Raw genomic sequence first — 14,760 nt, 5'->3', positions numbered from 1 at the left:
ATGCATAAATAACAATACTTTGTATTAAAGTGAGTTAGATAACGGGGCTAATTCTTTTTTTGCGAAGTTATTGCAGGGTCGCTGGATTTCGGAAGTTGGATGGCTGGATTTTCTCATTTCAATGAGGGGTTTTGGCTAACAGGTTCGGCGATCCAAGCGTCGAATTTATTTGGCCGGGTTCCTTTCGGCTGAACCTTCTTTGGATCGAGTTGCGATCCCTCTGATCCGGGGCGTTACCAAGATGGGCATGAATTTCACCGTTCAGGAAAGTTCCGCTTTGTACGGGCTGCTGGCGGAAACCACGTCTGACATTATTCTGAAGACCAATCGCGAAGGCCTGATCCTTCATGCTTCGCCGGGCATCGGCAAGCTCGGCATTCGCCTGCTGCCGGAGCCGATGGGGCCGCATCTGCTGGACCTCGTGGCGGAGACCGGACGGGGTGTGGTCTCGCGCGCGCTGAAGGCGGCCATCGCGGGCGAGCAGCCCGACCGCTGGGTTGAATTCCCGGCCATCACCGCCGATGCGCGGGAAAGCTGGTTCGAGATGCAGATTCGTCCGCTGCGTAATGACGACGGCACCGTCTACGGGGCACTGGCGGTGATGCGCTCCATCGATGAGCGCCGCGAACTGCGCGACCAGCTTTTCGCCGCGACCTACACCGATCCGTTGACCCGCCTTACCAATCGCGCGGCGTTCATATCGATGCTGGAGCATATGATCGCTTCCGGCATGGAAGGGTGCCTGGCGATGTTCAGCATCGACTTCTTCCGCACCATCAACATGAAATACGGCCAGACCACCGGCGACGATGTGCTGCGTGTCTTTGCCGATCTGCTGCGCGAGATACTTCGCTCGGACGACATCATCTCGCGGATCGGCTCGGAGCGTTTCGCCGTGCTGTTGCCGCGTACCACGCCGGAACAGGCGCAGGCGATCTGCAGCCGCGTGGTTTCCACTCTGGCGGACCTGCGGCAGAAGATCGGCGAGAGCCGCTTCGCCATTACCACCAGCGGCAGCGTGGCCCGCATTGCGGACAGTCTCGACAGCACTATCGAGCGGGCAGAACTCGCGTTGTTCTGCGCAAAGGCCAAGGGGCGCAACCGGCTGGAAATGGAGAAGCCGAAGCGCATGGCTTCGTGATCCCGGTCAGCGGGACGGTTCCTCGTTGCGGTTCTTCATGGCATCCAGCAGGGCGCGGAATGCGTCGGTGTCGCGCAGGTTGATGTCTCGCTTGGCATAGGGGACTTCGATCCCGTGGTCCCGGAACAGTTCCCATAGCTTCTTGAGGACGTCGGATCGCACGTTGCCGACGCCTTCCTCCGGATCGGTAATCCAGCAATGGATCACGAAGCGGACGCCGTTCTCGGTGAAGGAATCCAGCCACACCGTGGGCGGCGGCGCGACCAGCACGCGCGGTACGCTGCGTGCCGCTTCGAGCATGAGCTGTTCGGCTTTCACGATGTCCGCCGAAAACGCGACGCCCACCGGCACCTGGATGCGGACGTTCTTGCTGGAATAGGACCAGTTTTCGACCTGATTGATCATCAGGTTCTCGTTCGGGATCAGGTATTCCTTCTGATCGCGTGTCGTCAGAGAGACGGCCCGGATGCCGATCCGGCGGATCTGGCCGAATGTGGACATGCCGCCGGCATCGGTGATGGTGATGACGTCGCCCGGCTTGATGGACTTGTCCATCAGGAGGATGATGCCCGCGATCAGGTTGCCGAAGGTCTTCTGCAGGCCGAAGCCGATGGCAAGGCCGAACGCGCCCGAGAACACCGTGAGCGCCGTGAGGTCGATGCCCAACACGTCGATGCCGACGAGGATCGCGATCGTCCATATCAGCAGGCTGACGAGCTTTTCCGCCAGCAGGCGCTGCGTCTGGTCCAGACCCGTGGCAGAGCGGAGCAGGCGGCTGGAGAGCCTGCTGGCGAACCATGCCGTGGAAACCACCAGCGCGAGCACCAGCAGCAGCACGACGAGATCCCAGACAGATACGCGGCTGGAGCCGACCTGCACGGCCAGCCGGTCCAGCGTGTCCACGAAATCGCTGAGAAAGCCGCCGCGCGAGGTCACGGCGTGCTTCAGCCCGTCCGCCCCTGCCAGAGGCTGATCGACCGGCCGATGGGCGGCCGCCGAAGCCGTGGCCGAAGGCGTCGGGCTGGCCATGACCATGCGGGCGACCGGGTTGCTCATCCCTGCGCCATCACCGCGAGCGCCTGCTCGATGTCGGCAATGAGGTCGTCGGTATCTTCGAGGCCCACGGCGAGGCGCACGCCGAAGCGGTTGGCCTCGTCCTGCGCTTGGGGCGGCCAGGGCATGATGCTGCGGTGCCTGGTAGGCTCGATCGGCACCACAAGGCTTTCGAAGCCGCCCCAGGAGTAGCCGATCGCGAAGAGGTTGAGAGCGTCGATGAAGCGGTTGCGGTCTGCCAGTGTGCCGCCCTTGAATACGAAGCTGAACAATCCGCAGCCGCCCGTGAAATCGCGCGTCCAGAGGTCATGGCCAGGCGAGGAGGGGAGCATCGGGCAGAGCACTTGCGCCACTTCCGGCCGCGCATCGAGCCATTGGGCGATCCTGAGGGCGGATTCGGCCTCCTGTCGCAGACGCACGCCCAGCGTGCGCAGCCCGCGCAAGGCGAGGGCGGCATCGTCCGGAGACACCACGATGCCAAGCTGCTGCGCGCGTTCGCGCAGCTTGCCGTAGAGTTCCTCGCCTGCACTGGCGCTGCCCATCATCAGGTCGGAGTGGCCGCCGACATGCTTGGTCAGCGCCATCACGGTGATGTCCACGCCCTTTTTCAGTCCCGCGAAGCCGAGCGGGCTGGCCCAGGTGTTATCAAGCACCGACACCGCGCCCTTGCTCCGTGCGATCCGGGCCATTTCCGGCACGTCGCAGACTTCCATCGACAGGCTGCCGGGAGCTTCGATCAGCACTGCGCGTGTGCGCTCGCAGAACATCGCTTCGTATGCGGCAAGGTCCAGCGGGTCGAAGAAGCGGGTCTCGATGCCGAAGTCGGCGAGCATTCCCGTGCCCATGGAGCGGGTGGGGTCATAGGCATTGTCGGTGATCATCACCACGTCGCCGGGCCGCAGCAGCGTGAGCATGACGCCCGCGATGGCCGCTACGCCCGAAGGGTAGATCACCGTGCCGTGAGCGCCGGGTTCGATCTTGGTCAGCGCCTCGCAGAGTGCCCACTGCGTCGGCGCGCCGCGGCGACCGTAGAAGAAGCGGCCGTCCTCGTTGCGGCGCGGGCCTTCGGCCAGCGCTGCGGTGTTTTCGTAAAGGTGCGTGCTGGCCCGCCAGACCGGCGGGTTGACGACGGCTCCGGTCCACTCCTTGCGGCGGCCACCGCCGACCAGCTTGGTGAAGGTGGCGAGGTCGTCGAAATTGTCCAAATCGCTCAAAGTGCTCTCCGCTAGGGGCTGGTCGAGAATGCCCCGGGAGGCATTTTTCGTGTGGCCGGCATCGTCAAGTTCCGCAAGGCGCGGGGCTATCGGAAACTGACTCTTGCGGGGAGGAGCCCGCTTGCGCGGAAAGGCTTAAACCGCTGCGCGGCGCGGGTCGAGAGGCAAGAGGCCGGTAGTATCGACGCCCATCGTGCGGGCTGCCTCGATTTCGCGCGAGGCAATCTGGGCATGATCGCGCGGGCCGGTATCGAGACGCAGCGGAGACACCCCCGGTCCCTCTCCGGGAAGGCCGAGCGTGAAGACGCGGCGTGCGGAAAGGCCATGTTCGCCAAAGAAGGACAGCCGCACCAGCGGCACGAAGAGGCTGGCCTGTCCCTGCCGCATCACGCGGATGGCGCTGAGCGGCAATTGCAGTTCGCCCTTGAATTCGCGCGTTTCTCCGGCTGTCAGGGCCTCTACGCTGTGCCGGAGCGGCTGGGCCGACGGATCGGGGGCGAGTTGTTCCGCCTGCGAGAGCGAGGCGTGAGCGGAGATCATGTCGGCCAAAATGCGAAGGCCTCCGGGCAGGCCCGCAGGCGGTGCGGTAACCGCGAGGCGGTATTGCAGCGTGGCGTAGACCAGCGACAGGCGCAGGGCGACCGGCTCGAAGACGATCTCGATGTCGTTGCCCTGAACTTCACCGGAGAAGGACTGGGTAACAGGAACGGGTCCGGGGCCAGCCGGGGCAGCGGTCGGCGGCGGTTCAAGGGCGGTCACGGCGGCAGGTGCGGCAGGCTTCGCCGGTTCGTCGAGAAGTTCGTCCTCGGGTTCCGCCTCAGGTTCGAGACCGGCTTCTTCCCATGCGGTCGCAGGTGTCCGGCGGCGGCGCAGCAGAACGAATACGCCCCCGGCAGCGGCAAGGAGCGCAGCGGGAATGGCCAGCCACCATTCGGGCCAGTGCGGCGAGGCGGCGGGTTCCGACGGAGCTTGGGAGGCCGTTGCCGGACTGCCTTCGGAAACCGGGGGTTCGCTCGCGCTGGGCGCCGGCATGGCTGCGGGTGAGGCTGAGACTTCCGGGGAAGGGCTTGCCGGTTCGGGACCCGCCGATGGCGGGGTTTCGGGTGCGATCGCCGGGCGTGCCGGGGTGGCCGAGGCAGCAGGGCGCGGCTGCGGGCGCTCGGTGGCGCGCGCGGCGGGGGGCGGCGGCGGCGTTACCGTGGGCACGGGGCCTGGCCGCGCCGATGGCGTGCTGGCTGGCGGGGTTGCCGCTGCGTCAGGCGCGGTTTCGCGCGGGGCAACGACCGGCACCTGCGGATCGACCGGTCCCTGCGCGCGGGGCGGGTTCTGGCTGTCCTGCGCGCCGGGCGGCAGGCTCCAGGTCGTCGATTGCGCATGAACTGCAACCGGTCCCGCCAAGAGACCCAGCGTCAGTGCCGCGCGTGAAAGAGTGGTCGCGATTTCAGTCACAGTGCCCCGCATCATCCTCCCAAGCCCCAAAAGGGCTCCGCGCTGAACCCCGAGTTAATGCCCTTGGGCCGCGCGGCGAGACGTTGGCGATCATAGCCGAAACAAGCCATGCGGGGCAATCGCGCCGCTGGCAGCTTTCCCCAAGGACCGGGCGGGTTGAAGCGCGGGCTCGCGGCTCCTATCAAGACGGGCATGACTGACATTTCCATGAACCCGCTGCACCTCGGCCAGAACAGTGCCTTGCCTGCCTCGCCCGAGGAGGCCGTGCTTGATTATGTGCCGAACCCGCGTCAGGGCAGCCTCTATCTCGTGCGTTTCGCGGCGCCGGAGTTCACCTCGCTTTGCCCGGTGACCGGACAGCCGGACTTCGCGCATCTCGTGATCGACTATGCGCCCGGCGAAACGATCGTCGAATCGAAGAGCCTCAAGCTGTTCCTCGGCGCGTTCCGCAACCATAACGGTTTCCATGAGGACGTGACTGTCGGCATCGGCCAGCGCCTGTTCGACGAAATGAAGCCTCGCTGGTTGCGTATCGGCGGCTACTGGTATCCGCGCGGCGGGATTCCCATCGACGTGTTCTGGCAGTCCGGCGCGGCCCCGGAAGGGCTTTGGGTGCCGGATCAGGGCGTACAGGGTTACCGCGGCCGGGGCTGACCCTTTCCAAGGCCCCGGCCAATTCCGGCCCGGAGCTTCTGCGCAAGGCCGGGGTGGGCCAATTCACCAAATAGCAGGGGCGCCGACATGCGCCGACGCCCCTGTGCCCCCGGACTTTCCCTCAGGTGACGGCAGGGCGTGGCTACCGATTTCCCAAGGTCCGTGCCGGGATACGTATTTCATCATCTTGCCGCGAACTGAACTCCGTTGACCTGCCGGAGATCGACCGTTCCCTTGCCGAGAGCGGCAAGCTGGCTGTTCGACAGGCACTGCGCATAAACGGTCGGAGCGTCCGCCTTCAGCGCGGCATCGGTGGCCAGGGCGCCTTCGATGCCAGCCGCACAGGCAGCGCGCGATTCATAGGTCTGCAAGGGAGCAGGCAATCTTTCGCAAGCCGCTCCATCATCGCTGCAACCAAACAGGGCGAGGGCAATGAGTGTGACGCTCATATCTCTCTCCTTTCGAGAGGGATAACGAGCGACCTGGCAAAAATATCCCGCAAGCGACGGGAAAAGAGTCATTTTCAGGACTGGAACCCCGAGCCCCGCCGCGCGTAGTGTTGGGCCATGGACCAGACCAAAGCCAAACTCATCATCCGCGCCGCCACCGTCGCCGATGCTCCGGCCATCGCGAGGCTCTCGGTAAAAGTCTACGGCAAGGCGGACGCCTTCACCCGCGCCGAAGTTCGCGGGCAGATCATCAATTTTCCCGAGGGCCAGTTCGTGGCCGAATACGACGGCAGGGTGGTCGGCCATTGTGCGACGATGATCGTCACGGCGGAGCAGGCCTTTCGCCCGCATAGCTGGGAGGAGATCAGCAACGGCGGCTACGGTCGCCCCCCCGCTGACGACGGGGATGTGCTCTACGGCTTCGAGGTCTGCGTCGACCCCGACTATCGGCGCTTGCGCATCGGCCAGCGGCTCTACCGCAAGCGGAAGGAACTGTGCCAGTACTTCGAACTGAAGGGCATCGCCTTCGCTGGACGCATGCCGGGCTATTCGCGCCGCAGGCGCCAGTATCCCAACCCGGCTGACTATGTGCAGGCGGTGAAGGACAAGAAGGTCCGCGATCAGGTCATCCAGTTCCAGATGAACGAGGGTTACGAGCCGCGCGGGATTCTGCCGGACTACATCCCCAACGACAAGGAAAGCGGCGGCAATGCCGTCATCATGTACTGGACCAACCCGCTTGCGCCGCGCGATACCGGCAAGGCTGTGCCGGGATTCAAGGAACGCGTGCCGTCCACCGTGCGCGTCGCGACCGTCCAGTTCATGATGCGCAAGATCGAGGCGATCGACCAGTTCGAGGAGCAGGTCGAATACTGGATCGACGTGGCCGCCGATTACGAGAGCGACTTCGTGGTGTTTCCGGAACTGTTCACGCTGGAGCTGCTTTCGATCGAGGAGACCAAGCTCGAACCCGCCGCCGCCATTGAAAAGATTGCGGATTACACCGAGCGCTTCGTCGAATTCATGCAGCGCATGGCGGTGAGCTACAACATCAACATCATCGGCGGATCGCACCCGACCAGGGTGAAGCTGGGGCAGGGCAAGAGCGAGATCCGCAACATCGCCTATACCTTCCTGCGAGACGGCGCCGTGCACGAAACGCAGAAGCTTCATCCCACCCCTTCGGAGCGCCGCTGGTGGAACATCAAGGGCGGCTACGGCGCCAATGTGATCCCCACCGACTGCGGCCCCATCGGGGTGATGATCTGCTATGACAGCGAGTTCCCGGAGCTTTCCCGTCACCTCGTCAACCAGGGCGCGCTCATGCTGTTCGTCCCTTTCTGCACGGACGAACGGCGCGGCTTCCTGCGCGTTCGCTACTGCTGTCAGGCACGGGCGGTGGAGAACCAGTGCTACGTCGTCACCTCGGGCGTGGTGGGCAATCTGCCGAACGTCGAGAACATGGATGTCCACTACGCCGAGAGCGCGATCCTGACCCCTTCGGACTTCCCCTTCGCGCGTGACGGGGTGGCCGCGGATACGGCGCCGAACACGGAGACGATCGCCATCGCCGACCTCAGCCTCGACGCGCTGCTCACCGCGCGCCAGTCGGGCGCGGTGCAGAATCTCAAGGATCGCCGTTTCGATCTGTACCGCGTGGAATGGACCCAGCAGTAAAGGGCCGGGCTATTTCGCGGCCTTGAGGCGCGCGGCGGCGTGTGCCACGCGCTTGCGCGTCGCGGCGATCAACTCGTCCAGGCTTGCGACCTGCTCCACGCCGTAGCGCTCACCCGTGATGTCGACGTTGCCCTTGCGCCAGAAGCCGGGCGGGCAGAGCAACACGACCTTGCCTGTCCGTGCGTGGAGGCCGAGTTCGAGCAGGCTCACCGGGCTCTGCGATCCCGGAGCGAGATAGAGGACGATCACGTCGGCACTTTCCAGCGCGGCGAGTTCCCATTCCACCTGCTTGCGGAACTCCGGTTCGTCCGCCTCGGGCTTCCAGGCCGGGTTCCAGTCTGGACGGCGCGGGTTGAGCAGGGTCACGTTCTCGTCCTGCAGAGCCGCGATCACTTGCTTCTGCCAGTCCGGGGCAGAGCCCATGTCGATGCTTCCGCCCAGGAACACGCGCGGACGGTCATGAGCGGCGGGAAGCGCTTGCGGGGACGTGACTACGATCGCTTCAGCCATGGCAGGGGCCGGCGTCAGGATCGCACAGAGCGAGGCAGCAGCGGCGAGGAGGACTGGTCTCATGGCCCGCCTCTAGCCAAAGCAGCGTGCTGCGGGCCAGTGAAAACGTCATCTCATATCGTAAGCCAGAGCGCGGCATAGGCAGGAAGACCGGCCTTCGTTGCCCCGTTCACCGCGAGCAGCACCTCGCCCTCTGCGGGCAGGGCAAAGGCTATCGGATCGGCGGAGAGATTGAACAGGCATCGCACGCGCTCCCCACCTTCTGCGCGGTCGAACGAGAGCAGAGCGCCATCCGCCGTGCATTCGGCCAGGGTGCCGTGGTGCAGGGCCCGGCTTGCATTCCGCAGGGCCAGCACCTTGCGGGTGAAGTGCAGGAGCGAGGCAGGATCGGCTTCCTGCACGGACACCGCGCGGGTGAGGTTCTCGGCCGAAAGCGGTAGCCACGGCTCGCCGCCTGTAAAGCCGCCCAGCGGGGCATCGTCCCACGGCAGGGGCGTTCGGGCGCCGTCCCGCGAAAGGGTGAGGGGCCAGTTGGCAATGGCTTCCGGGTCCTGGAGCTGTTCGAACGGAATCTCGTCCTGCACGAGGCCCAGTTCCTCTCCCTGGTAGAGGATAACATTGCCGCGCAGCGCCATGAGCAGTGCCATCTTCACACGTTCGAACGGTGCACGATCCTGCGGGGCGCTCCAGCGTGAAACGGCGCGGGGCGCATCGTGGTTCTCGAATGCCCAACTTGGCCAGCCGCCGGTTTCGCCCGGCGCGAGCTCCCAGCGCCGGAGCGTGTCGGCGACGAACTGCGCCGTGAGCGCGGGCGCATAGAGGAAGTCGAACCCGTAGGCGCTATTGAGGCGGCGTTCGCCTTCGGTATAGGCGCGCCGGTCCGCCTGCGGATGATCTCCGCCAATTTCGGCTACGGTGTGAACCGCGCCATGTTCGTCGCACACCGCGCGCAGGCGTTCGACGAAGCGCACCATATCGGGGTGGGACTGGCTGTAGGTCTTGAGCTGGAAGTCGAAGGGCCGGGTACGCAGGCGGCCATCTGCGGGGGCGGGCGGATTGTCGCGCAGGAGCGGGTCGTGCATCGCGTGGTTGAGCGCATCGAGCCGGAACCCGTCGACCCCGCGCTCCAGCCAGAATCGCGCTACGCCGAGCACCGCGTCCTGCACGGCCGGGTTATGCATGTTGAGCTGGGGCTGTTCCTTGAGGAACGTGTGCATGTAGTACTGGCGGCGGCGCCCGTCCCAGGTCCATGCGGGACCGCCGAACACCGACTGCCAGTTGCAGGGCGGGGTACCGTCTTCCTTCGGATCGTTCCAGACGTACCAGTCCGCCTTCGGGTTGCCGCGGTCGGAGCGGCTTTCCGCGAACCAGGGGTGCTGGTCCGAGGTATGGGCGTAGACCTGGTCGATGATGACCTTGAGCCCGAGGGCATGGGCGTGCGCCACCAGCGCGTCGAAATCGGCCATGGTGCCGAACACCGGGTCTATCCCGCAGTAATCGGCCACATCGTAGCCGAAGTCGCGCATCGGGGAAGTGAAGAAGGGCGATATCCAGATCGCATCTACACCCAGCCGGGCAACATGGTGCAGCCGCCGCGTGATCCCCGCGAGATCGCCCACGCCGTCTCCGTTGGTGTCCTGGAAGCTGCGCGGGTAGATCTGGTAGATCGATGCGCCCTTCCACCACGGCATGTCGGGGGCAGGGGCGGAGCAGGGCTCCGCGGACGCGCCGGGCGCAGGCAGGGCATCTTCGGTTTCGGTCAGGCTCATGCACACCTTCCGCGATGGGATTGCCCTTCGCCCATACCATCGAGCGGCCGCTTGCGCGAATTTTTTGCGGCGCTGCACAATGATGCTTGCCGCAAGGCAGCGCTGTGGTAGCCATTGGATGAAAGCATGGGAAAATGCGGAGGCGACCTCTTCGGATCCCGGCTCTAAACTATACTGATTGCAGGGCTTTTTCGAACGCGCCTGCGACGGCCAGATCAGGAGTGCGCCCGTGGCTACCGATCCTGTTGCCAGCAGCAAGGCTGCAATTCCCTCGGAAATGGACAAGCATATCGTCAGAGTGCTTCGCCAGCGCGTCGGAAAGGACGAGCGTGCCGCCAAGCAGCATGACTGGTACACCGCCTCGATCCTCGCCCTGCGTGACGAGATCATCGAGAAGTGGATAGATTCCACCCGGCGCACCTACGATTCCAGCGGGAAGCGGGTCTACTACCTCTCGATGGAGTTCCTGATCGGCCGCCTCCTGCGCGATGCCCTCTCGAACATGGGCATGACGCGCGAGTTCGAGGCGGCCCTTCGCGCCCATGGGCTCGATCTCGCCGCGCTGGAGGAGCTGGAGCCTGATGCGGCGCTCGGCAACGGCGGCCTTGGCCGTCTCGCCGCGTGCTTCATGGAGAGCCTCGCGACGCTCGACATCCCGGCTTACGGTTATGGTATCCGCTACGTGAACGGGATGTTCCGTCAGCGCATTGACGACGGCTGGCAGGTGGAACTGCCGGAAACCTGGCTGGCCCACGGCAATCCATGGGAGTTCGAGCGGCTCGAAAGCACATACCGCATAGGTTTCGGCGGCGAAGTCGTGGCCGAGGGGGACGGCGTTTTCTGGCATCCGGCCGAACATGTCGAGGCGACCGCGATCGATACCCCTGTGGTGGGCTGGCGCGGCAAGCGCGTGAACACCCTGCGCCTCTGGACGGCGAGCCCGCTCGACCCAATCAAGCTCGATGCCTTCAACGCAGGTGACCATTTCGGTGCCCTGTCGGAACAGGTGCGGGCGGATAGTCTCGTGCGCGTGCTCTATCCCGCCGATTCCAGCTCCGCCGGACAGGAACTGCGCCTGCGGCAGGAGTATTTCTTCACGGCCGCCTCGATCCAGGACATCGTGCGCCGCCATATCCAGTACGAAGGCGATATCCGCACCCTGCCGGACAAGGCGGCGATCCAGCTCAACGACACGCATCCGTCAGTGGCCGTGGCCGAACTGATGCGCCTGCTTGTCGACGAAACTGGACTGGAGTTCAACGAAGCCTGGGACATCTGCCGCCGCACGGTGTCCTATACCAACCACACGCTTCTACCGGAGGCGCTGGAATCCTGGCCCCTGCCGCTGTTCGAACGGCTTCTGCCGCGCCACATGCAGATCATCTACGCGATCAACAGCCGCGTCCTTCGCGAAGCGCGCAAGGCGGGGTGCAGCGACGCGGAGATCGCCGCGATCTCGCTGATCGACGAGAACGGAGAGCGCCGCGTGCGCATGGCGAACCTTGCGTTCGTCGGCGCCCATTCGGTGAACGGCGTGGCGGCGCTTCACACGGAGCTGATGAAGGAGACGGTCTTTGCCGATCTCCACAAGCTCTACCCTGACCGGATCAACAACAAGACCAATGGCGTCACCCCCCGCCGCTGGCTGCAACAGTGCAATCCGGGGCTCACCAAGGTGATCCGCGAGGCGATCGGCGATACCTTCCTCGACGATGCGGCCCGGCTCGCTGACCTCAACGCCTTCGCGGACGACAGGCAGTTCGGCGAGCGGGTGGCCGAAGTGAAGCGGGCCAACAAGGTCGTGCTGTCGGACTACATCAAGAAGACCATGGGGATCCGTCTCGATCCGGACGCGCTGTTCGACGTCCAGATCAAGCGCATTCACGAATACAAGCGCCAGCTTCTGAACCTGATCGAAACGGTTGCGCTCTACGACCAGATCCGCAGCCATCCCGAGCGCGACTGGGTGCCGCGCGTGAAGATCTTCGGCGGCAAGGCTGCGTCCAGCTATCACAATGCGAAGCTGGTGATCAAACTGGCCAACGACGTGGCGCGCCGCATCAATGCCGACCCTTCGGTGGGCGGGCTGCTCAAGGTCGTGTTCGTGCCGAACTACAATGTCAGCCTGGCGGAACGGATCATTCCCGCCGCCGACCTGTCGGAACAGATTTCGACCGCGGGCATGGAGGCTTCGGGCACGGGCAACATGAAGTTCGCGCTCAATGGTGCGCTCACCATCGGCACGCTTGACGGCGCGAATGTCGAGATCAAGGATCATGTCGGCGACGACAATATCGTGATCTTCGGCCTTACCGCCGAGGAAGTCGCCCACAAGCGCGCCAACGGATACAATCCGCGCGAAGTGATCGATGGTTCGCGCGAACTGAGCCAGGCGCTCACCGCCATCGCATCCGGCGTATTTTCGCCCGATGATCCGGACCGTTACAAGGATCTGATCCGCGGCATCCACGAGCATGACTGGTTCATGTGCGCCGCCGATTTCGACAGTTACGCCGCTGCCCAGCGCTCGATCGACGCCCGGTGGGAGGATGTCGCCGGGTGGCGCGCCGCCGCGATCAGGAACATTGCCAACGTCGGTTGGTTCTCTTCGGATCGGACGATTTCCGAATATGCCAGAGATATTTGGAAAGTCCTGTGAAACCACCAGAAAGCGCCATCGAATCCCTGCTGGAAGGCCTCAACGCCGACCCGTTCTCGCTTCTCGGCGCGCTTTCCGGTCCTGACGGGACGTATGCCCGCGCGATCCTGCCGGGCGCAGAGACGGTGGAGGCCTTCAGCCTCGACGGCCGCCGGCTGGGCATGCTGGGCAAGGTCGATGACCGGTTCCTGTTCGAAGGCAAGCTGGTGGGAAAGCCCCAGCCGATCCGCTATCGCTGCACGGCGCGGGACAGCGACTGGCTTGTCACCGATCCCTATACTTTCGGCCCGGTGCTGGGCCCTGTCGACGACCTGCTGATCGCGCAAGGCACGCATTTCCGGCTGTTCGACAAGCTCGGCGCTCATATCATCCGCCACGAAGGCGCGAACGGCGTCCACTTCGCGGTATGGGCGCCCAATGCGCAACTGGTAAGCGTCGTGGGGGATTTCAACGACTGGGACCCTCGCCGCCATGTCATGCGCGATCGCAGCGACATCGGCGTCTGGGAAATCTTCATCCCGGATATCGCGGACTACCGTGCCTACAAGTACCATATCATCGGTGCCGACGGCATGGTCCAGCCGCTCAAGGCCGATCCCTTCGCCTTCATGTCGGAAATCCGGCCCGCCACCGCCTCGATGACCGCGCACCCCGCCAAGCTGGACTGGGGTGACGAAGCGCACCGCGCGCACTGGGCCTCGATCGATCCGCGCAAGGTTCCCGTCTCGATCTATGAAGTCCATGCGGGTTCGTGGCAGCGGGATCGCTTCAACTGGTTCCTCAACTGGGACGACCTTGCCGACCGCCTGATCCCCTATGTCGTCGAGATGGGTTTCACCCATATCGAATTCCTGCCGATCAGCGAGCATCCCTACGATCCATCCTGGGGTTATCAGACGACCGGGCTCTACGCTCCCAGTTCCCGTTTCGGGGAACCGGCGGGCTTCGCGCGTTTCGTGGATGGCGCGCACCGGGCCGGAATCGGCGTGATCCTGGACTGGGTTCCCGCCCATTTCCCGACCGACGACCATGGGCTGGTCCGTTTCGACGGCACCGCGCTTTACGAACATCAGGACCCGCGACTTGGCTTCCAGCCGGACTGGAACACGCTGATCTACAATTTTGGTCGGCGCGAAGTGGCGAGCTTCCTCGTCAACAACGCGCTGTTCTGGGCAGAGCGCTATCACATCGACGGGCTGCGCGTGGATGCGGTGGCCTCGATGCTCTACCGGGATTACTCGCGCAAGGAAGGGGAGTGGATCCCCAATGCCCAGGGCGGACGCGAGAACTGGGAAGCGGTGGACTTCCTGCGCGCGACGAACCGGGCGATCTATGCCCAGCATCCCGGCGTCTTCACTATCGCCGAGGAATCGACGGCCTGGCCGGGCGTCACTCAGCCCGCCTACGACGTGCCCGAGGGAGAACGGGCTTCGGCGCTGGGCTTCGGCTTCAAGTGGAACATGGGCTTCATGCATGACACGCTGCGCTACATGGCGCGCGATCCCGTGCATCGGCGCTATCACCACGACGATCTGACCTTCGGGCTGATGTATGCCTTCTCGGAGAACTACGTCCTGCCGCTCAGCCATGATGAAGTGGTGCACGGCAAGGGCTCGCTGCTCAACAAGATGAGCGGAGACGACTGGCAGAAATTCGCCAATCTGCGCGCCTACTACGGCTTGATGTGGGGCTATCCGGGCAAGAAGCTGCTGTTCATGGGGCAGGAGTTCGCGCAGCGCCGCGAATGGAGCGAGGAGCGCGCGCTCGACTGGGAGCTGCGGGATGCGCCTGCGCACGAGGGCATCCGCAATCTCGTGAAGGACCTCAATCGCATCTATTGCCAGAAACCCGCGCTCCACGCCGGGGACTGCGAGGGCGAGGGGTTCGAGTGGCTGGTGGTGGACGATGCGCAGAATTCCGTCTTCGCCTGGCTGCGCAAGGCGCCCGGTTCCAGGCCGATCGCGGTGATCTCCAACATGACCTCGGCCATGCATACGGGGTATGGACTGCCGCTGCCGCATGACGGCAAATGGAACGAAATCCTCAACAGCGATTCCCGTCATTATGGCGGGACCGGCAAAGGCAACTTGGGGCAAGTCAAGGCCGCGGACGGGCAAGCCATGGTAACACTGCCGCCATTGGCAACGATCATGCTCGAATACGCAGGCTGAAACGAGATACGAAG

Annotated in this window: 12 protein-coding genes; 6 read left to right on the top strand and 6 right to left on the bottom strand. The window is 64.4% G+C overall.

What is annotated here, in order from left to right; translation table 11 throughout:
* The first annotated feature begins 247 nt into the window (after positions 1-247).
* Positions 248-1,141, top strand: coding sequence for a GGDEF domain-containing protein (locus ACXJ16_RS09380; protein ID WP_231636085.1), 894 nt, complete (start codon positions 248-250; stop codon positions 1,139-1,141).
* Between the two features lie 6 nt (positions 1,142-1,147).
* Here the strand turns inward: ACXJ16_RS09380 and ACXJ16_RS09375 are convergent, their stop codons facing one another.
* From ACXJ16_RS09375 to ACXJ16_RS09365, 3 genes are all read right to left on the bottom strand, one after another.
* The gene (locus tag ACXJ16_RS09375; RefSeq protein ID WP_324698383.1) at positions 1,148-2,197 is read right to left on the bottom strand and encodes a mechanosensitive ion channel family protein; all 1,050 of its coding nucleotides are present in this window, start codon (positions 2,195-2,197) and stop codon (positions 1,148-1,150) included.
* Entirely contained in the window at positions 2,194-3,408 is a 1,215-nt protein-coding gene (gene metC / locus ACXJ16_RS09370; RefSeq protein WP_324698385.1) for a cystathionine beta-lyase, read from the bottom strand. Before metC ends, ACXJ16_RS09375 begins: the two co-directional genes overlap by 4 nt.
* Positions 3,409-3,543: 135 nt before the next feature.
* On the bottom strand, positions 3,544-4,440 hold the full coding sequence (locus ACXJ16_RS09365; protein ID WP_463920515.1) for a hypothetical protein: 897 nt from the start codon (positions 4,438-4,440) through the stop codon (positions 3,544-3,546).
* Between ACXJ16_RS09365 and ACXJ16_RS09360 the strand changes: the two genes are divergently transcribed.
* Together ACXJ16_RS09360 and queF are read left to right on the top strand one after the other, a co-directional pair.
* A complete protein-coding gene (locus tag ACXJ16_RS09360; RefSeq protein ID WP_463920513.1) occupies positions 4,439-4,786 on the top strand; it encodes a hypothetical protein in 348 nt (115 codons plus the stop codon). The two genes, ACXJ16_RS09365 and ACXJ16_RS09360, sit on opposite strands and share 2 nt — an antisense overlap.
* 263 nt (positions 4,787-5,049) lie before the next feature.
* On the top strand, positions 5,050-5,511 hold the full coding sequence (queF, locus tag ACXJ16_RS09355; RefSeq protein ID WP_185997907.1) for a preQ(1) synthase: 462 nt from the start codon (positions 5,050-5,052) through the stop codon (positions 5,509-5,511).
* A gap of 182 nt (positions 5,512-5,693) precedes the next feature.
* On the opposite strand, the gene ACXJ16_RS09350 is transcribed toward queF, so the two are convergent.
* Positions 5,694-5,960, bottom strand: coding sequence for a hypothetical protein (locus tag ACXJ16_RS09350; RefSeq protein ID WP_463920510.1), 267 nt, complete (start codon positions 5,958-5,960; stop codon positions 5,694-5,696).
* Positions 5,961-6,077: 117 nt separating this feature from the next.
* On the opposite strand from ACXJ16_RS09350, the gene ACXJ16_RS09345 reads away from it, so the two are divergent.
* Positions 6,078-7,637 carry a bifunctional GNAT family N-acetyltransferase/carbon-nitrogen hydrolase family protein gene (locus ACXJ16_RS09345; RefSeq protein WP_054440105.1) on the top strand — a complete coding sequence of 520 codons (1,560 nt, stop codon included), beginning with the start codon at positions 6,078-6,080 and terminating at the stop codon, positions 7,635-7,637.
* Positions 7,638-7,646: 9 nt separating this feature from the next.
* Here the strand turns inward: ACXJ16_RS09345 and ACXJ16_RS09340 are convergent, their stop codons facing one another.
* Positions 7,647-8,210, bottom strand: a complete 564-nt coding sequence (locus tag ACXJ16_RS09340; RefSeq protein WP_463920508.1) for a nucleoside 2-deoxyribosyltransferase domain-containing protein — start codon at positions 8,208-8,210, stop codon at positions 7,647-7,649.
* Between the two features lie 50 nt (positions 8,211-8,260).
* Positions 8,261-9,916, bottom strand: a complete 1,656-nt coding sequence (locus ACXJ16_RS09335) for an alpha-amylase family glycosyl hydrolase (RefSeq protein ID WP_463920506.1) — start codon at positions 9,914-9,916, stop codon at positions 8,261-8,263.
* Between the two features lie 277 nt (positions 9,917-10,193).
* On the opposite strand from ACXJ16_RS09335, the gene ACXJ16_RS09330 reads away from it, so the two are divergent.
* Both ACXJ16_RS09330 and glgB read left to right on the top strand, forming a co-directional pair.
* Positions 10,194-12,575 (top strand): glycogen/starch/alpha-glucan phosphorylase, encoded by a 2,382-nt coding sequence (locus tag ACXJ16_RS09330; protein ID WP_185998845.1) that lies wholly within the window; start codon positions 10,194-10,196, stop codon positions 12,573-12,575.
* The gene (gene glgB, locus ACXJ16_RS09325; protein ID WP_324698393.1) at positions 12,572-14,746 is read left to right on the top strand and encodes a 1,4-alpha-glucan branching protein GlgB; all 2,175 of its coding nucleotides are present in this window, start codon (positions 12,572-12,574) and stop codon (positions 14,744-14,746) included. Before ACXJ16_RS09330 ends, glgB begins: the two co-directional genes overlap by 4 nt.
* Positions 14,747-14,760 lie beyond the last annotated feature (14 nt).

The organism is Novosphingobium sp. TK71 (assembly GCF_055361505.1).
Note: the sequence above shows the minus strand (reverse complement) of the source record. Positions and strands in the feature narration are given on the sequence as shown.

Excerpts from the sequence above, each read along its gene's own strand:
- ACXJ16_RS09375 (WP_324698383.1), bottom strand. The coding sequence starts at position 2,197 with ATGAGCAACCCGGTCGCCCGCATGGTCATGGCCAGCCCGACGCCTTCG.
- ACXJ16_RS09350 (WP_463920510.1), bottom strand. The coding sequence starts at position 5,960 with ATGAGCGTCACACTCATTGCCCTCGCCCTGTTTGGTTGCAGCGATGAT.
- ACXJ16_RS09360 (WP_463920513.1), top strand. The coding sequence starts at position 4,439 with ATGGCTGCGGGTGAGGCTGAGACTTCCGGGGAAGGGCTTGCCGGTTCG.
- ACXJ16_RS09330 (WP_185998845.1), top strand. The coding sequence starts at position 10,194 with ATGGACAAGCATATCGTCAGAGTGCTTCGCCAGCGCGTCGGAAAGGAC.
- ACXJ16_RS09365 (WP_463920515.1), bottom strand. The coding sequence starts at position 4,440 with ATGCCGGCGCCCAGCGCGAGCGAACCCCCGGTTTCCGAAGGCAGTCCG.
- ACXJ16_RS09340 (WP_463920508.1), bottom strand. The coding sequence starts at position 8,210 with ATGAGACCAGTCCTCCTCGCCGCTGCTGCCTCGCTCTGTGCGATCCTG.
- queF (WP_185997907.1), top strand. The coding sequence starts at position 5,050 with ATGACTGACATTTCCATGAACCCGCTGCACCTCGGCCAGAACAGTGCC.
- ACXJ16_RS09380 (WP_231636085.1), top strand. The coding sequence starts at position 248 with ATGAATTTCACCGTTCAGGAAAGTTCCGCTTTGTACGGGCTGCTGGCG.
- ACXJ16_RS09345 (WP_054440105.1), top strand. The coding sequence starts at position 6,078 with ATGGACCAGACCAAAGCCAAACTCATCATCCGCGCCGCCACCGTCGCC.
- ACXJ16_RS09335 (WP_463920506.1), bottom strand. The coding sequence starts at position 9,916 with ATGAGCCTGACCGAAACCGAAGATGCCCTGCCTGCGCCCGGCGCGTCC.